12 protein-coding genes are annotated in these 17,414 nt (G+C 72.0%); 3 read left to right on the top strand and 9 right to left on the bottom strand.

Annotated features, from left to right (window positions below; translation table 11 throughout):
- Positions 1-122: 122 nt before the first annotated feature.
- The 5 genes from ACIO9J_RS37085 to ACIO9J_RS37065 form a co-directional block, all read right to left on the bottom strand.
- A complete protein-coding gene (locus ACIO9J_RS37085; protein ID WP_402009317.1) occupies positions 123-3,869 on the bottom strand; it encodes an ABC transporter ATP-binding protein in 3,747 nt (1,248 codons plus the stop codon).
- Between the two features lie 101 nt (positions 3,870-3,970).
- Complete coding sequence (locus ACIO9J_RS37080; protein WP_402009316.1) at positions 3,971-4,897, bottom strand: serine hydrolase; 927 nt, start codon at positions 4,895-4,897, stop codon at positions 3,971-3,973.
- Between the two features lie 145 nt (positions 4,898-5,042).
- Positions 5,043-6,731 carry a thiamine pyrophosphate-binding protein gene (locus ACIO9J_RS37075; protein ID WP_402009314.1) on the bottom strand — a complete coding sequence of 563 codons (1,689 nt, stop codon included), beginning with the start codon at positions 6,729-6,731 and terminating at the stop codon, positions 5,043-5,045.
- The gene (gene speB / locus ACIO9J_RS37070; protein ID WP_402009312.1) at positions 6,728-7,711 is read right to left on the bottom strand and encodes an agmatinase; all 984 of its coding nucleotides are present in this window, start codon (positions 7,709-7,711) and stop codon (positions 6,728-6,730) included. Before speB ends, ACIO9J_RS37075 begins: the two co-directional genes overlap by 4 nt.
- Positions 7,712-7,762: 51 nt before the next feature.
- Positions 7,763-9,229, bottom strand: coding sequence for a sodium:solute symporter (locus ACIO9J_RS37065; protein ID WP_402009310.1), 1,467 nt, complete (start codon positions 9,227-9,229; stop codon positions 7,763-7,765).
- Between the two features lie 179 nt (positions 9,230-9,408).
- On the opposite strand from ACIO9J_RS37065, the gene ACIO9J_RS37060 reads away from it, so the two are divergent.
- Together ACIO9J_RS37060 and ACIO9J_RS37055 are read left to right on the top strand one after the other, a co-directional pair.
- A complete protein-coding gene (locus tag ACIO9J_RS37060; RefSeq protein WP_402009308.1) occupies positions 9,409-10,869 on the top strand; it encodes a PucR family transcriptional regulator ligand-binding domain-containing protein in 1,461 nt (486 codons plus the stop codon).
- A gap of 171 nt (positions 10,870-11,040) precedes the next feature.
- On the top strand, positions 11,041-11,838 hold the full coding sequence (locus ACIO9J_RS37055; protein ID WP_402009306.1) for a phosphatase: 798 nt from the start codon (positions 11,041-11,043) through the stop codon (positions 11,836-11,838).
- Here ACIO9J_RS37055 and ACIO9J_RS37050 read toward each other — a convergent pair.
- From ACIO9J_RS37050 to ACIO9J_RS37035, 4 genes are all read right to left on the bottom strand, one after another.
- Entirely contained in the window at positions 11,799-12,779 is a 981-nt protein-coding gene (locus ACIO9J_RS37050; protein WP_402009304.1) for a cation diffusion facilitator family transporter, read from the bottom strand. The two genes, ACIO9J_RS37055 and ACIO9J_RS37050, sit on opposite strands and share 40 nt — an antisense overlap.
- Positions 12,780-12,847: 68 nt before the next feature.
- The gene (locus ACIO9J_RS37045) at positions 12,848-13,708 is read right to left on the bottom strand and encodes an acyl-CoA thioesterase (RefSeq protein ID WP_402009303.1); all 861 of its coding nucleotides are present in this window, start codon (positions 13,706-13,708) and stop codon (positions 12,848-12,850) included.
- A gap of 43 nt (positions 13,709-13,751) precedes the next feature.
- The gene (locus ACIO9J_RS37040; RefSeq protein ID WP_402009302.1) at positions 13,752-14,909 is read right to left on the bottom strand and encodes an acyl-CoA dehydrogenase family protein; all 1,158 of its coding nucleotides are present in this window, start codon (positions 14,907-14,909) and stop codon (positions 13,752-13,754) included.
- A gap of 118 nt (positions 14,910-15,027) precedes the next feature.
- Entirely contained in the window at positions 15,028-15,618 is a 591-nt protein-coding gene (locus tag ACIO9J_RS37035) for a TetR/AcrR family transcriptional regulator (RefSeq protein ID WP_402009300.1), read from the bottom strand.
- A gap of 133 nt (positions 15,619-15,751) precedes the next feature.
- Between ACIO9J_RS37035 and ACIO9J_RS37030 the strand changes: the two genes are divergently transcribed.
- The gene (locus ACIO9J_RS37030; protein ID WP_402009298.1) at positions 15,752-17,368 is read left to right on the top strand and encodes a carboxyl transferase domain-containing protein; all 1,617 of its coding nucleotides are present in this window, start codon (positions 15,752-15,754) and stop codon (positions 17,366-17,368) included.
- Positions 17,369-17,414 lie beyond the last annotated feature (46 nt).

Genomic DNA, 17,414 nt, shown 5'->3' with positions numbered 1-17,414 from the left:
TACTGATGTACGGACGCCACCCGAAGCCCGCGCGGTTGCGGGATCGGGGGCATTTTTGCCGCGGAAGGGATACCGCGGAGTAACCCCGGCATCGGCAGCTCCCCGCCGGGGCCCTCCCCGCCTCACGTCGACGTGCTCAGCTCCGGCTCGTCCTCGCCCACGAACGTCCGCCACAGCCGCGCGTACCGCCCGTCGAGCGCGAGCAGCTCCTCGTGCGTGCCGTCCTCCGCGACCTGCCCGTGGTCCATGACGACCACCCGGTCGGCGCGGGCCGCCGTGGTCAGGCGGTGGGCGACGACGAGCGTGGTGCGCTTGCCCGCTATGCGGTCGGTGGCCTGGTTGACCTGCGCCTCGGTGGCGAGGTCGAGCGCCGCGGTCGCCTCGTCGAGGAGCAGGATGTCCGGGTCGACGAGCTCGGCCCTGGCCAGCGCGATCAGCTGGCGCTGCCCGGCCGACAGATTGCGGCCGCGCTCGCTGACCTCGTGCAGATAGCCGCCGTCGAGCGTGGCGATCATGTCGTGCGCGCCGACCGCGCGGGCCGCCGCCTCGACCTGCGCGTCGGTGGCGTCGGGACGGCCGTAGGCGATGGCGTCCCTGACCGTGCCCGCGAAGAGGTACGCCTCCTGCGGGACGACGCCGAGGCGGTGCCGGTAGGAGGTCATGTCCAGGTCCCGCAGATCGGTGCCGTCGACGGTGACCCGGCCGCCCGTCGGGTCGTAGAAGCGGGCGACGAGCTTGACCAGCGTGGACTTGCCCGCGCCTGTCTCGCCGACGAAGGCGACGGTCTGACCGGCCGGGATCCGCAGGCGGATGCCGGTGAGGGCCTCCTCGTCGTCCGCGTAGGCGAAGTTCACGTCGTCGAAGGCGATGTCGCCGCGGAGCGAGAGGACGTCGAGCGGCTCGTCGGCGGCCTCGGTCGAGGTCGGCTCCTGGAGCAGCTCCTGGATGCGGCCGAGCGAGACCGTGGCCTGCTGGTAGCCGTCGAAGACCTGCGACAGCTGCTGCACGGGGGCGAAGAACAGGTCGATGTAGAGCAGGTACGCGACGAGCGCGCCGGTCGTCAGGGTGCCCGCCTCGACCCGGCCCGCGCCCACGATCAGCACGGCGACGACGGCCACCGACGACAGGAACTGCACGAACGGGAAGTACACGGAGATCAGCCACTGGCCCCTGATGCGGGCCGCGCGGTAGCTGGCGCTGCCCGCGGCGAACCGCTCGCCGCCCGCCCGCTCGCGCCGGAACGCCTGCACGATGCGCAGCCCCGCGACGGACTCCTGGAGGTCGGCGTTGACCACGGAGACGCGCTCACGGGCCAGTTCGTACGCCTTCACGCTGGCCTTGCGGAAGAAGTAGGTGCCGACCACGAGCAGCGGCAGCGTCGCGAAGACCACCAGGGCCAGCTGTACGTCGATGACGAGCAGCGCGACCATGATGCCGAAGAACGTGACGACGGAGACGAAGGCCGTGACGAGACCGGTCTGCAGGAACGTGGAAAGGGCGTCCACGTCGGTGGTCATCCGGGTCATGATGCGCCCGGTCAACTCCCGCTCGTAGTAGTCGAGCCCGAGCCGCTGGAGCTGCGAGAAGATCTTCAGCCGCAGCGAGTAGAGCACCCGCTCGCCGGTACGTCCGGTCATCCGCATCTCGCCGGTCTGGGCGATCCACTGGACGGCGACGGCCGCGAGCGCGAGCCCCGACGCCGCCCAGACCGCGCCGAGCGCGAGCTGGTTGACGCCCTCGTCGATGCCGTGCCGGATCAGGACGGGCAGCAGCAGGCCCATGCCCGCGTCCACGGTGACGAGCAGCAGGCTCAGGAGCAGCGCGGCGCCGAACCCGGCGAGCAGCCTGCGCAGTCCGTAGGACTCCTCGGGCGTGACGGCCCGCGCCTCGTCGATGTCGGGGGTGTCGACGGCCGGCGGCAGCGCGTCGACCTGGGCGAGCAGTTCGGGCGTCGACGGCATCCCGGAGAGCGCGACGTCCTTCGGTTCGCGGTCGCCGGTCCACAGCGCGGGCGTGATGCCGCGCTCGGCGTCGAACTCGGCGTCGAGTTCGGCGCGTACGGAGGTGTCCTCGGGCAGGCCCGCGGGGAGCGTGTGGCCCGGCGAGACGCCGCCGAGCTCGTCCGGGTCGGTCAGGAGCCGCCGGTAGAGGGCGGAGCGCCGCTCCAGCTCCTGGTGGGTGCCGATGTCGGCGAGGCGGCCCTCGTCCAGGACGGCGATGCGGTCGGCGAGGCCGAGGGTGGAGCGGCGGTGCGCGATGAGGAGCGTGGTGCGGCCCGCCATGACCTGCCCCAGGGCCTCGTGGATCTCGTGCTCCACGCGCGCGTCCACCGCGGAGGTGGCGTCGTCCAGGACGAGGAGGCGGGGGTCGGTGAGGATGGCGCGGGCGAGCGCGATGCGCTGGCGCTGGCCGCCGGAGAGGGTCAGGCCCTGCTCGCCGACCGTGGTGGCGTACCCGTCGGGCAGCTCGGAGATGAAGCCGTGGGCCTGCGCGGCGCGCGCGGCGGTCTCGATCTCCTCCTGGGTCGCCTCCGGGTGGCCGTAGGCGATGTTCGCGCCGACGGTGTCGGAGAAGAGGAAGGAGTCCTCGGGCACCAGGCCGATGGCCGACCTGAGCGAGTCGAGGGTCAGCTCGCGCACGTCCCGGCCGCCGATCAGGACGGCGCCGTGCGTCACGTCGTAGAAGCGGGGCAGCAGCAGCGAGACGGTGGACTTGCCGCTGCCGGAGGAGCCGACGACGGCGAGGGTCTCGCCGGGGGCTATCTGGAAGGAGAGGCCGTCCAGGACCGGCCTGTCCTCCTCGTACGCGAAGGAGACGCCGTCGAACTCGACGGTGGCGGGGGCGTCGGCGGGCAGTTCCTTGGTGCCGTCGGTCATGCTCGGCTCGGTGTCGATGAGTTCGAGGACGCGCTCGACGCCGGCGCGGGCCTGCTGGCCCACGGTGAGCACCATGGCGAGCATCCGCACGGGCCCGACGAGCTGCGCGAGATAGGTGGAGAAGGCGACGAACGTGCCGAGCGTGATCTCCCCGCGCACCGCGAGCCAGCCGCCGAGGGCCAGCATGGCGACCTGGCCGAGCATCGGTACGGCCTGGAGGGCGGGCGTGTAGCGGGAGTTGAGCCGGATGGTGCGCAGGCGGCCCGCGAAGAGCTTGCGGCCGACCTCGCGGAGCTTGCCGGTCTCCTGCTCCTCCTGCCCGAAGCCCTTCACCACGCGCACGCCGCTGACCGAGCCGTCGACCACACCGGCGACGGCGGCGGCCTGCGCCTGCGCGTACCAGGTGGCGGGGTGCAGCCGGGAGCGGGAGCGGCGGGCGATGACCCACAGGGCGGGGGCGACGGCGAGGGCGACGAGGGTGAGCGGCAGCGAGAGCCACGCCATGATCCCGAGGGAGATCACGAAGAGCAGGATGTTGCCGATGGTCATCGGCAGCATGAAGAGCAGGCCCTGGATGAGCTGGAGGTCGCTCGTGGCCCGGCCCACGACCTGGCCGGTGGAGAGCTCGTCCTGGCGCCGCCCGTCGAGCTTCGTGATCGTCCCGTACATCTCGGTGCGCAGGTCGTGCTGGACGTCGAGGGCGAGCCGGCCGCCGTAGTAGCGGCGGATGTAGGTGAGGACGTAGACGACGAGGGCGGCGCCGAGCAGGGCGCCCGCCCAGGGGCCCATGGTTCTGCCGCCGCCCTGCCCCTCGGCGCCGATGACGTCGTCGATGATCACCTTGGTGATCAGCGGGACCACGGCCATGACGGCCATGCCGGCCAGCGAGGAGCCGAGTGCGAGCACGACGTCCTTCGGATACCGCCAGGCGTAGCCGATCAGCCGTTTCGCCCAGCCGGCCGCCTGCTCCGACCCGCCCCGTTCCTCCGCCACCAGCTGCCTCCCGTCGACCTGACCTGCCGAGAGGCCCAACACGGCGGGATGCGGATTTCATCCCGCCGCAACAAATCAGGGCGCTCCCGGCGCTCGGCCGGTCAGCCCGCGGGCACCGCCACGAACGCTTCCTTCGGCGAGTCCGTGGGCGCGTACCGGGCCGCCGTACGGGGCGCCAGGTCCTTGTGGATGGCCTTGGCCACGCCCTGGATGGTGGTGACGCCGTAGTTCATGGAGCTGTTGCCGTGGGTGAGCACGGAGATCGTGTAGTCGTGGCCGCCGCCCTTGAACGCGCCGACGCTGTGCACCCGCCAGCCGTGCGTGGACCGCTGCAGCCAGCCGTTCTTGACGTGGATCTTGACGGCGGACGGGGCGCCCGCGGGGGTGCCCCAGCGCTGCGAGGAGACGACCTTGTTCATCAGCTTGAGGATGTAGGCGCGCGCGTTGTCGCTGAGGACGGAGTTCTTCGCGGTGATCAGCCCGAGGAGCTTCTGCTCGTCGGTGGCGTTGATCCGGGTCAGGCCCCAGTAGCCGCCGGAGCCGGGCACGGTCTTGGTCATCTTGGCGGCCTTGAGGAACGCCTTGATCTTGCCGGTGCCGAGCTGGCGCCAGAGCGCGCTGGTGGCGTTGTTGTCCGACTTGGTGATCATGGCGTACGCGAGGTCCGACTCACGGGTCGACAGCCTGCGCTCGGTCTTCTTCGCGTCCCACAGGAGCGTCGCGAGGACGGTCACCTTGACGACGCTCGCCGAGTCGAAGGAGTCGCCCGCGCGCAGGGTGCAGGTGGTCTTGGTGGTGCGGTCGTACAGCCCGACGGCGACGGTGCCCTTGCGGTTCTTCAGGGCCGCCGTGATGTCCTTCTTGAGCTTGGCGGCCAGGCCCGACTGCGCGGAGGTGCAGCTGACCTGCGGCGCCGCGGCGGCGGACGCGGGCGCGGCGGCCGCGGCGAGCGGCACGAGCAGCCCGGCGGCGACGCCCGCCGAGAGCACGCGGGCACGCCTGGATATACCGGATGTCCGGTGAGTCATGGAGCTTCCCATCCCCTGTGTGCGAAACGAGTGCGCCCCCGGCGCACTCGCCCCACATGACTCACCGATGGTGGTGAAAGGTTGCACGAAAACAGAGAAGTTGTACGAAACCTCTCGGCGGCCCGGTGCCGCGGTGCCCGGCGGCTCAGCCCAGGTGCGTCGGCGCGAACATCCGCAGCAGCGCGGGCAGCACCACGACGGAGGGACCCGGCTGCGCGAGGGCCTTCGCGAGGTCGTCGCCGAGGGTCTCCGGAGTCGTCCGCACGCCCGGCACCCCGAAGGACTCCGCGAGCGCCACGAAGTCGGGCCGCGCCAGCTCCGTGGCCGTCGCCTCGCCGAACGCGTCGGACATGTACTCGCGCAGGATGCCGTAGCCGCCGTCGTCGACGATCAGCCAGGTCACGTTGAGCCCGTACTGCTTCGCCGTGGCCAGCTCCGCGATCGAGTACATCGCGCCGCCGTCGCCCGAGACCGCGAGGACCGGGTGCGAGGGGTCGGCCGCGGCCGCGCCGAGCGCCGCGGGGAAGCCGTAGCCGAGGCCGCCGGCGCCCTGCGCCGAGTGCATCGTGTTCGGGCGCCGCGCGTCGAAGGCCGACCAGGCCCAGTACGCCAGGATCGTCATGTCCCAGAAGGACGGCGACGTGTCCGGCAGGGCCGCGCGGACGGCGCCGAGCACCTGCCGCTCCAGGGTGAGGTCCTGGGCGTCGATGCGCTCCTCGACCTTGGCCAGGAGCGCCGCGACCCGCTCGGGCGCCGAGGGGTCCTCCCTGGGCGCGTCGATCGTCTCCAGGAGGGCGGAGAGCGCGAGGCGCGCGTCCGCGTGGATGCCGAGCGCGGGGTGGTTGGACTCCAGCTTCCCGGCGTCCGCCTCGATCTGGATCACCCGGCCGCGGGGCTTGAACGTGTGGTAGTTCGAGGACAGTTCGCCGAGGCCGGAGCCGACGACGAGCAGGACGTCCGCGTCTTCCAGGAAGTCCGTGGTGTGCCGGTCCTCCAGCCAGGACTGGAGCGAGAGCGGGTGCTCCCAGGGGAAGGCGCCCTTGCCGCCGAAGGTCGTGACGACGGGGGCGTTGACCAGCTCGGCGAGCGCGCGCAGCTTGCCGGAGGCGTCCGCGCGCACCACACCGCCGCCCGCGATGATCGCGGGGCGCTCGGCGCGGGACAGCAGATCGGCGGCCACCGCGGTCAGTTCGGGGCGCGGCACGACCTCTTCGGGGGTCGCGTCCATCGCCGTGACCACCGGCAGCGTCGTCTCGGCGAGCAGCACGTCCTGGGGGATCTCGACCCAGACCGGGCCGTGCGGCGCGGTGAGGGCGGACTCCCAGGCGGCGGCGATCGCGGAGGGGATCTGCGAGGCCGTACGGACCGTGTGCACGGACTTGACGACGTCCCTGAACGAGGCCTGCTGGTCGCGCAGTTCGTGCAGATAGCCGTGGCGGCCGCCGCCGAGCCCGGCCACCGGGACCTGGCTGCCGATCGCGAGGACCGGCGAGGAGCCCGCGGCCGCCTCCTGGAGCGCGGCGAGCGAGGTGAGCGCGCCGGGCCCGGTGGACAGGAGCAGCGGGGCGACCTCGCCGGTGATCCGGCCGTACGCGTCGGCCGCGAAGCCCGTGTTGTTCTCCACCCGGAAGCCGACGTACGAGAGCGCGGAGCGGCGCAGCGCGTCGAACATGCCGAGCGCGTGCTGGCCCGGCAGGCCGAAGACGGTGGTGGCGCCGAGGCCCTGGAGGGTCTCGACGACGAGGTCGCCGCCGTTGCGCCCCGGGGGCGGGTTCAGGGCGGCCTCGGTCTGGGCGGCGGTGGGCCTCAGTACGACGTCGTGGTCGTGGGTCACTGGTCGCTCCCCGTCCCGCGGGCCTCCGCGATCTGGCGGGACATGATCGTCGTCAGTTCGTACGCCGTGTGGGAGGCGGCGACGGCGGTGATCTCCGCGTGGTCGTAGGCGGGGGCGACCTCGACGACGTCGGCGGAGACCAGGTTGCAGGAGGAGAGGCCGCGCAGGATCTCCAGGAGCTCGCGGGAGGTCATGCCGCCCGCCTCGGGGGTGCCGGTGCCGGGCGCGTGCGCCGGGTCGAGGCAGTCGATGTCGATGGAGATGTACAGCGGGCGGTCGCCGATGCGCTGGCGCAGCTGGTCGGCGACCTCGTCGGCGCCGCGGCGGTAGACGTCCGCCGACGTGACGATGCCGAAGCCCATCTTCTCGTCGTCGGTGAGGTCCTTCTTGCCGTACAGCGGGCCGCGCGTGCCCACGTGGCTGAGCGCCTCGGTGTCGAGGATGCCCTCCTCGACGGCCCTGCGGAACGGGGTGCCGTGGGTGTACTCGGCGCCGAAGTAGGTGTCCCAGGTGTCCAGGTGCGCGTCGAAGTGGAGCAGCGCGACCGGGCCGTGCTTCTTGGCGACCGAGCGCAGGAGCGGCAGGGCGATGGTGTGGTCGCCGCCGAGCGTCATCATGCGGGCGCCGGTGCCGAGCAGGTCGTCGGCGGCGGCCTCGATGGTCTCCACCGCCTCGTTGATGTTGAACGGGTTGGCGGCGATGTCGCCCGCGTCCGCGACCTGCGCGAGCGCGAACGGCGAGGCGTCCTGCGCCGGGTTGTAGGGACGCAGCAGCCGCGACGCCTCACGGATCGCGTTGCCGCCGAAGCGGGCGCCGGGCCGGTAGGAGACGCCGCTGTCGAAGGGCACGCCGACCACGGCGATGTCCGTCCTGCCGCCGACCTCGTCGAGGCGGGGCAGGCGGGCGTACGTCGCCGGGCCCGCGTACCTCGGGATGCGGGAGGAGTCGACGGGGCCGCGGGGCGTCTCGCTGCTGCTCATGGAGTGCCTTTCTTCTTACGCTTCGATGCGCTTTGTGAGCGTTTTCTGACTCTACTGAGGTACGGGGGCCGGTTCGGCCTCGGGCTCGGCACCGCGCCCCGCCAGGCGCTCGCGCCAGGCGGCGAGCACGGCCGCGTCGGTGGGCCTGGTGGCCAGGGAGACGACCACGTAGACGGCCAGTGAGGTCAACAGGCCGTAGTAGACGGGCTCGTTGGCGAGGATCCCGTACCACCACATCAGGCCGACGACCGAGAGCCCACCGGCGGCGACGGCCGCCAGCGCGCCAGGCGCCGTGCCGCGCCGCCACAGCAGCCCGCCGAGGATCGGCACGAGCAGGCCGGCGACGAGCAGGTTGTACGCGACGGTCAGCGCCTGGACGACGTCGTTGAGCGCGATGGCGATACAGATGACGGCGATGCCCATGACCAGGATGAAGAGGCGGTTGCCCTTCACCTCGTCGTGCGCCTCGTCCGCCCCCCTCGGGGAGACGACGCCCCGCAGCCGCGACCAGATGTCGTTGTTGGCGACGGTGGCGCAGGCGATGAGCGCTCCGGAGGACGTCGACATCACGGCGGCGAGCGCGGCGGCGAGGACCAATCCGCGCACGCCCATGGGCAGTTCGTCCTTGACGATGGTCGCGAAGGCCGCGTCGGCGCTCGGCAGCTTGGGGTACATGACCTTGGCGGCGGTGCCGATGACGGCGCCCGCGATCGCGTAGACCAGACAGTACGTACCGGCGACGGTGCCTCCGTAGCGGGCGACCTTGTCGCTGCGGGCGGTGAAGACGCGCTGCCAGATGTCCTGCCCGATGAGCATGCCGAACGTGTAGATCAGCACGTACGTGAAGATCGTCTCGCCGCCGATGCCGAGCGGGTCGAAGTACTCGGTGGGCAGCTTCGCCTTCATCTCGCTGAAGCCGCCCGCCTTGACGACGGCGATGGGCAGCAGGAGGAGCAGCACGCCGATGGTCTTCACCACGAACTGCACCATGTCGGTGAGCGTGATGGACCACATGCCGCCGAGCGTGGAGTACGCGACGACGATCGAGCCGCCGATGACGATCGCCACGGTGCGGTTCAGGTCGAACAGGACGTCGAAGATCGTGGCGTACGCGATGGTCGAGGTGACCGCGAGCATCAGCGTGTACGCCCACATGACCACTCCGGAGATGACGCCCGCGCGCCCTCCGTAGCGCAGGTCGAGCATCTCGGAGACGGTGTAGACCTTCAGGCGCGCGATCCGGGCCGAGAAGAAGACGCTCAGCGCGAGCAGTCCGAGGCCGATGGTGAAGACCATCCAGGCGCCGGAGAGCCCGTACTGGTAGCCGAGGCCGACGCCGCCGATGGTGGAGGCGCCGCCGAGCACGATGGCGGCCATCGTCCCGGAGTACATCCACGGCCCGAGGCGGCGTCCGGCGACCAGGAACTCGCTCTTGGACTTGGCGCGGCGCATGCCCCACCAGCCCATGGCCAGCATCCCTGCGAGATAGACGACGATCACTGTGTAGTCGACGGCCATGGGGGGGCCTCCTTCGCGCACCTCGGTGGCGTGTCGTGCAGATGGGGGTGAGGACCGGCCCTGGGGACATCCGCCCGTACCCACGGCCTCTGGTCGGCACGACCTTAGGTGGCCGGAAAGCAACGCTGAAGTGTACGTTTCCTCCACTCTCCACGATCGAGATGGATGGAACGTCCACCATGGCCGACCCCACGGCTCCGCCCACCCCGCCCGTCCCGCTCACCGCGCTGCTCGCCCGCGAGGACCTGGGCCTGCGCCAGATCGCGGGCCCGCCTGCGGCGGACACGGCCGTGCAGTGGGTGCACACCTCGGAGATGGCGGACCCCTACCCGTACCTGCTCGGCGGCGAGCTGCTCCTGACGGCGGGCGTGCACATCACCGACCCGGCGGCGGGCTCGGGCGGCCACCTGGACGCCTACGTCGCCCGCATCGTCGCGGCGGGCGGCGCGGCCCTCGGCTTCGGTGTCGCGCCCGTGCACGACACCGTGCCGCGCGCTCTCGTCGACGCCTGCGACCACTACGGCCTGCCGCTCCTCGAAGTCCCGCCGCGCACCACGTTCAGCGGCGTCGCCCGCGCGGTGTGGCGGCTGATGGCCGAGGCCAGGCACACCGAGCTGCGCCGGGTGACGGAGGCGCAGCAGGGCCTCGCCACGGCGGCGGCGCGGACCGACCCGATCCCGGCCGTGCTGCGCCAGCTGGCGGCCCGGCTCGGCGGGATCGCGGTCCTGTACGGGCCGGAGGGGACGGAGCTCCAGGCGGCGGGGCGGACCCCGGGCGCCGCGCGCGAGGCGCTGCGGGAGCTGACGGCGGTCGTGCGCCGCGCCGCGCCCACCGCGCCCGCGTCCGCCTCGGACACCGCCGACGCCGTCCACCTGGCCGCCTACGCGCTCGGCGGCGGCCGCGGCTTCGCGCTCGGCATCGCCACGGACCGCCGCGAACCGGGCGACCACACCATCGCGGGCGCCGCCGTCGTCCTGCTCTCCCTGCTCACCGGCGAACACCAGAGCACCTCCGAGGCGGCCCGGTCCGCCGCCCTGGTCCGGCTCCTGCTGGGCGCGTCGCCGCACGACGTCGCCCCGCTCCTGGGCAGCGACCGGTGGACCGTGGTGCACGCGCGCGGTGAGCACACCCCGCTGGCCGCGTCCGCGCTCGCCGCGGCGCTGGGCAGCGCCCTGGCCGACCCGCGCGGCGCCGACGACGTGGTCCGCCTCCTCGTCCCCGCCGACCGCGAGATCGCCCCCGCCGACGGCTGGACCCTGGGCGTCGCCGAGCCCGCGCCCGCCGCCGGCCTGGCGGCCGCGGACGCCCAGGCGGCCCGCGCCCTGCGCCGCGCGGAGGCCACCCGCGTCCCCCTGGTCCACCACCACGCGAACGGCCTCGCCGCCCTGGTCGCCCCCGAGGAGGCCGAGGCCCACGCGCGCGTGCTCCTGTCCCCCCTGTCCGACAACGAGGCCCTGACGACCACCTTGCGCACCTGGCTCTCCCTGCACGGCAGCTGGGACCGCACGGCGGTGTCCCTGGGCGTCCACCGCAACACGGTCCGCCAGCGCATCACCCGCTGCGCGACCCTCCTGACCGCAGACCTCGACGACCCGGACGTACGCATGGAACTGTGGTTCGCCCTGAACCGCACTTCGTAAAGGACAAGCCCGGCGGGGGCGCCCCTTTAGGGGCGCGGGGAACGACGCGACGAGCCACGACGAACCCGCAGGCGAAGACAAGGGGCGCGAGGAACTGCGCAAAGAGCCACGACGAACCCGCGGGTGAAGACGGACCAATCCCAGCCCAGCGCAGAGCACTCGTCCCGCACAATGGGGACCATGTCCATACCCAGCCGTGCCGCGCTCGTCGACCACCTCGTCCGCACCCGCATCGCGGGCGACGTCGCCACCCCCCGCGAGAACAACCTCAGCCACTACAGGAAGCTCGCGAACGGCGACCGCCACTACTGGCTCGGTCTGGAGCTCGGCGACCGCTGGACCGACGAGCAGGACGTCCTCGCGGTGATGGCGGAGCGCTGTGGCGTCGTCGACGACCCGCAGTTCCGGCACGGCCAGGACACCATCGACCCGGAGCTGACGGTGGACGCCCTGGAGCGGATGGCCGCCCGGCTGCGCAAGGCCGCCGCGGGCAAGCAGCGCGTCCTGTTCGCGACCGGCCACCCCGGCGGCCTGCTCGACGTGCACCGCGCGACGGCCGCCGCCCTGCGCGCCGCGGGCTGCGAGATCGTGGTGATCCCCGAGGGCCTGACGGCGGACGAGGGCATGGTCTTCCAGTTCGCCGACGTGGCGATGCTGGAGCGCGGCGCGACGCTGTGGCACACGCACTCCCCCGAGCCGATGAACGCGATCCTGGACGGCCTGGAGCGCGAGGGCCGCCCGGCGCCCGACCTGGTCGTCGCCGACCACGGCTGGGCGGGCCGCGCGGGCCAGCGCGGCCTGGACTCCGTCGGGTACGCGGACTGCAACGACCCGGCGCTGTTCATCGGCGAGGCCGAGGGCACCGTGCAGGTGACGGTCCCGCTGGACGACCACGTCACGAGCCCCCGGCACTACGACCCGATGACGGCCTACCTGCTGGACGCGGCGGGGCTGACCCCGGAGTCCTGAGCGGGTCCCGGCGTCGGGTCCAGGTACACCCGCCGCACCGCGGGGAAACGTTCCTGGATGCGCTGCGCCATCCGGTCGCAGGCCCGCTCGATGTCCGCGGCGCTGGACACGTCGCGGAAGTCGACCTTGGCCGCGACCAGCGCCTCGGCGGGCCCCTGGAGCAGCGTGGTCAGCTCCAGTACGTCGACGACGTGCGGATCGGCGAGCAGCTCGGCGCGGACCGCGGCCCGCATCTCCGGCGGCAGCGGACGGCCGATGAGCAGCTCGGAGTTGGCGTGCCCGAGGACGTAGGCGACGTACACGAGCAGCACGCCGATGCAGAGCGAGGCGACGCCGTCCCACACCCCGGACCCGGTGAGCTGCCCGCCGAGCAGGCCCGCCGCGGCGAGCACGAGGCCGACGAGCGCCGCCGAGTCCTCCATCACGACGGCCTTGACCGCGGTGTCGGGCGTGCGGCGCAGATAGCGCTTGAGGGGCACTCCGAAGCGGCCCGCCTCGTCGCGGGCCTGCCTGAGTCCGGTGCGCAGCGAGTAGCCCTCCAGGAGGAAGGCGATGGCGAGCACGACGTACGAGACGAGCGGGTCGCCCGGGTCCTCGCCGTGCGTGAGGGTGTGGATGCCGTCGTACACGGCGAAGACGCCGCCGCCGACGAAGGTGGCGACCGAGGCGAGCAGCGCCCAGATGTAGCGGGCCCCTCCGTAGCCGAGGGGATGCTCCTCGTCGGCGGGCTTGGCACCGGCCTTCAGGGAGACGAGCAGCATCAGTTCCGTGACGGTGTCCGCCACGGAGTGGGCCGCTTCGGAGAGCATCGCGCTGGATCCGCTGATGACGCCGGCGACGGCCTTGGCCACCGCGATCCCGAGGTTGGCGACGGCGGCGACGATGACGGTGAAGGTGCTCTCGCCGCCGCCTGCTTCACGCGCTGACGGTTGCTCACTCATGTTTCGGACGGTATGTCCGATCGGCGGTGAGCGCGATCCCCGGGACTCACCCGGGGCTCACCCAGGACTCACCGGGGAACGCGGACGACGCCTTCCTGGATGACGGTGACCGCGAGCCGCCCGTCCTGCGTCCAGATCCGCGCCTGCCCGAGGCCGCGCCCGCCGGAGGCCGAGGGCGACTCCTGGTCGTAGAGCAGCCATTCGTCGGCCCTGAAGGGCCGGTGGAACCACATGGCGTGGTCGAGGGAGGCGCCGACCACGTCGCCGACCGCCCAGCCGCCCCTGCCGTGTGCGAGCAGCACCGAGTCGAGGAGCGTCATGTCGGAGACGTACGTGGCGAGGCAGACGTGCAGCAAGGAGTCGTCGGCGAGCTTGCCGTTGGCGCGGAACCACACCTGGGAGCGCGGTTCGCGGGGCTGTCCGACGGTCGCCCAGGGCGGCACGTCCACATAGCGCAGGTCGACGGCGGCGCGGGCCTCCACGAGCCGCTCGGCGACGCGTGCGGGCAGATGGCGCGGCAGCATCTCGGCGGCCGTGGGCAGCGTCTCGGGGTCGGGCGCGGCCGGCCGCTCGCTCTGGTGCTCCAGGCCTTCCTCGTACGTCTGGAAGGACGCGGAGAGGTGGAAGATCGGCTGCCCGTGCTGGACGGCGACGACGCGGCGCGTGGTGAAGGAGCGGCCGTCGCGGATGCGGTCGACCGTGTAGACGATGGGCGCGCCGGGGTCACCCGGCCGCAGGAAGTACGCGTGCAGGGAGTGCGCGGGCCGGTCGTCGGGGACGGTGCGTCCGGCGGCGACGAGCGCCTGCGCGGCGACCTGCCCGCCGAAGACGCGGGGCACGAGCGCCGAGCGGCTCACGCCCCGGAAGATGTCCTCCTCGACCCGCTCCAGGTCGAGCAGATCGAGGAGGGCTTCAAGTGCCTGGTTCATGAAGGCAGTTCTACAGTTCTTGAGGAGTTCTACGGGCCGGTCCTTACAGGCCCATGTCCTTCGCGATGATCATCTTCATGACCTCGCTGGTGCCGCCGTAGATGCGGTTCACGCGGTTGTCCGCGTACAGGCGGGCGATCGGGTACTCGTTCATGAAGCCGTAGCCGCCGTGCAGCTGGAGGCACTTGTCGATGACGCGGTGCGCGACCTCGGTGTTGAAGAGCTTCGCGGACGCGGCCTCCGCGGCGGTCAGCTCGCCCCGGTCCAGGGCCTCGAGGGCGCGGTCGGCGACGGCCTCGGCGGCGTCCACCTCGGCCTGGCAGGCGGCCAGCTCGAACTTGGTGTTCTGGAAGGAGGCGACCGGCTTGCCGAAGACCGTGCGGTCCTGGACGTACTCCTTGGCGAACCGGACGGCGGCCTTGGCCTGCGCGTACGCCCCGTAGGCGATGCCCCAGCGCTCGGAGGGCAGGTTGCTGCCGAGGTAGTAGAAGCCCTTGTTCTCCTCGCCGAGGAGGTCCTCGACGGGGACCTTCACATCGACGAACGCCAGCTCGGCGGTGTCGGAGGTGCGCAGGCCCAGCTTGTCGAGCTTGCGGCCGATCGAGTAGCCCTCGGACTTGGTGTCGACGGCGAAGAGCGAGATGCCGAAGCGGCGGTCCTCGGCGGTCGGCGCGGAGGTGCGGGCGCAGACGATCACGCGGTCGGCGTGCACGCCGCCGGTGATGAAGGTCTTGGAGCCGTTGAGGACGTAGTGCGTGCCGTCCTCGGAGAGCTTGGCGGTGGTCTTCATGCCCGCGAGGTCGGATCCGGTGCCCGGCTCGGTCATCGCCAGGGCCCACATCTCCTCTGCGGAGACGAACTTCTCCAGGTAGCGCTTCTTCTGCTCGTCGGTGCCGAGCGCCTTGATGTACGGCAGGGCGAGCAGCACGTGCACGCCGGAGCCGCCGAAGGTGACGCCCGCGCGGGCCGTCTCCTCGTACTGGACGGCCTCGAACTTGTGCGATTCGATGCCCGCGCCGCCGAACTCCTCGGGGACGCTGATGCCGAAGAGGCCGAGCTCGGCCAGCTTGTAGTAGAACTCGCGCGGCACCTGGCCCGCCGCGAACCACTCGTCGTGGACCGGGACGACCTCGGCCTCGATGAAGGCGCGCAGGGTCTCCCGGAACGCCTCGTGGTCCTCATTGAAAACGGTACGGCGCACGGAGAACTCCTTCGGTACGGCACCAGGCACGGCCGGGCAGGATGCGACTAAGCGCTTGCTCAGATCAACGTTACCCGCCGGTCACCGGACCGTCCAGAGAGAGCCGCTGTCACACCGGTCACTCCGCGGCGGCGGCGAACGCGCCCCGCGCGAGGCGGTGCAGGAGCTCCGCCATGGCCGTACGACTGGGCAGGGCGTCGCGCCTGCTCAGGTGCGGCGTGGAGTTGAGCAGGCCGAAGACCGCGTGCACGGACACCCGGGCGGCGTTCTCGGCGAGGTCCGGATAGACCTTGCGCACCACGTCGACCCAGATCTCCACGTACTGCCGCTGGAGCTGGCGCACCAGCTTGCGGTCGCTGTCCCGCAGACGGTCCAGCTCGCGGTCGTGCAGGGTGATCAGGGAGCGGTCGTCGAGGGCGAAGTCGATGTGCCCCTCGATGAGCGAGTCGAGGACCCGCTCCGGCGACCCGTCGGTGTCGGCAAGGCACCGCTTGCCGCCCGTCAGGAGCTGTCCGCTGATGCCGACGAGCAGCTCGGCGAGCATCGCGTCCTTGCCCGCGAAGTGCCGGTAGAGACCGGGTCCGCTGATGCCGACGGCGGCCCCTATCTCGTCCACGCCGACCCCGTGGAACCCGCGCTCGGCGAAGAGCCGGGCGGCCTCCCTGAGGATCTGCTCGCGGCGGGTGGGGGCGTCGGTTCTCGTGGCCATGGAATTGATTCTAGACAGGGCGGTTAGCGCTCGTTAACCTGAACGAAACGCGTTAACGCTCACTAACCGATCCGGAGGTCACCGGACGGACCGGGCGGACCGAGTGCGTGGACCGAGCAAGGGGGCTCGACTGATGCGGCAGGCACCAGTGCTGACGAGCGCGGCTGATCCCGCGTCCGAGGCATGGCGGGCGAACGAGGCGGCGCACACCGCACTCGCCGAAGAGCTGCGGGAAAAGCTCGCGACGGCCAGGCTGGGCGGCGGCGAGCGCTCGCGGGCCCGCCACGTGGCGCGCGGCAAGCTGCTGCCACGGGACCGCGTGGACACCCTCCTCGACCCGGGCTCGCCCTTCCTGGAGCTGGCCCCCCTCGCGGCGGACGGGCTCTACGGAGGGGACGCTCCGGCGGCCGGCGTCATCGCGGGCATCGGCATGGTCTCGGGCCGCGCCTGCGTGATCGTGGCCAACGACGCCACGGTCAAGGGCGGCACGTACTACCCGATGACCGTCAAGAAGCACCTGCGCGCCCAGGAGGTGGCCCTGGAGAACCGCCTCCCGTGCCTCTACCTGGTGGACTCGGGCGGCGCCTTCCTGCCGATGCAGGACGACGTCTTCCCCGACCGCGAGCACTTCGGGCGGATCTTCTACAACCAGGCGCGGATGTCGGGCGCCGGCATCCCGCAGATCGCCGCCGTCCTCGGCTCCTGCACGGCGGGCGGGGCGTACGTCCCGGCGATGAGCGACGAAGCGGTGATCGTGCGCAATCAGGGCACGATCTTCCTCGGCGGCCCGCCCCTGGTGAAGGCCGCCACCGGCGAGGTCGTCACGGCCGAGGAGCTGGGCGGCGGCGAGGTCCACTCGCGCGTCTCCGGAGTCACCGACCACCTCGCCGAGGACGACGCGCACGCGCTGCGCATCGTGCGCACCATCGTCTCCACGCTCCCCGGCCGGAGCGAGCCGCCGTGGCAGGTCCAGCCCGCGGAGGAGCCCAAGGTCGACCCCCTGGGGCTGTACGGGGCGGTGCCGACGGATTCCCGCACCCCCTATGACGTACGCGAGGTCATCGCGCGCGTGGCCGACGGCTCGCGCTTCGCCGAGTTCAAGTCCGAGTTCGGCCAGACGCTGGTGACGGGCTTCGCGCACATCCACGGCCACCCGGTCGGGATCGTCGCGAACAACGGCATCCTGTTCGCCGAATCCGCCCAGAAGGGCGCCCACTTCATCGAGCTGTGCGACCAGCGCGGCATCCCCCTGGTGTTCCTCCAGAACATCTCCGGCTTCATGGTCGGCAGGGACTACGAGGCGGGCGGCATCGCCAAGCACGGCGCCAAGATGGTGACGGCGGTGGCCTGCACGCGCGTGCCCAAGCTGACGGTCGTGGTCGGCGGTTCGTACGGCGCGGGCAACTACTCGATGTGCGGCCGGGCCTACAGCCCCCGCTTCCTGTGGATGTGGCCGAACGCCAAGATCTCCGTGATGGGCGGCGAGCAGGCCGCGTCCGTCCTCGCGACCGTCAAGCGCGACCAGCTGGAGGCGCGCGGCGAAGAGTGGGCCGCCGAGGACGAGGAGTCCTTCAAGGACCCCATCCGCGCCCAGTACGAGCAGCAGGGCAACGCCTACTACGCCACGGCCAGGCTCTGGGACGACGGCGTGATCGACCCCCTTGAGACCCGCCAGGTCCTCGGCCTCGCCCTGACCGCCTGCGCCGAGGCCCCCCTGGGCGAGCCCGGCTTCGGCGTCTTCCGGATGTGAGGGGCCGACGATGAGCGACTTCCAGCAAGGGACCACCCCGGGGAGA

Source organism: Streptomyces sp. NPDC087300 (assembly GCF_044744425.1).
Taxonomy (GTDB): domain Bacteria; phylum Actinomycetota; class Actinomycetes; order Streptomycetales; family Streptomycetaceae; genus Streptomyces.
Note: the sequence above shows the minus strand (reverse complement) of the source record. Positions and strands in the feature narration are given on the sequence as shown.

Coding starts and splice junctions, on each gene's coding strand:
- ACIO9J_RS37060 (WP_402009308.1), top strand. CDS start 9,409: ATGGCCGACCCCACGGCTCCGCCCACCCCGCCCGTCCCGCTCACCGCG.
- speB (WP_402009312.1), bottom strand. CDS start 7,711: ATGAGCAGCAGCGAGACGCCCCGCGGCCCCGTCGACTCCTCCCGCATC.
- ACIO9J_RS37050 (WP_402009304.1), bottom strand. CDS start 12,779: ATGAGTGAGCAACCGTCAGCGCGTGAAGCAGGCGGCGGCGAGAGCACC.
- ACIO9J_RS37055 (WP_402009306.1), top strand. CDS start 11,041: ATGGGGACCATGTCCATACCCAGCCGTGCCGCGCTCGTCGACCACCTC.
- ACIO9J_RS37045 (WP_402009303.1), bottom strand. CDS start 13,708: ATGAACCAGGCACTTGAAGCCCTCCTCGATCTGCTCGACCTGGAGCGG.
- ACIO9J_RS37065 (WP_402009310.1), bottom strand. CDS start 9,229: ATGGCCGTCGACTACACAGTGATCGTCGTCTATCTCGCAGGGATGCTG.
- ACIO9J_RS37080 (WP_402009316.1), bottom strand. CDS start 4,897: ATGACTCACCGGACATCCGGTATATCCAGGCGTGCCCGCGTGCTCTCG.
- ACIO9J_RS37030 (WP_402009298.1), top strand. CDS start 15,752: ATGCGGCAGGCACCAGTGCTGACGAGCGCGGCTGATCCCGCGTCCGAG.
- ACIO9J_RS37035 (WP_402009300.1), bottom strand. CDS start 15,618: ATGGCCACGAGAACCGACGCCCCCACCCGCCGCGAGCAGATCCTCAGG.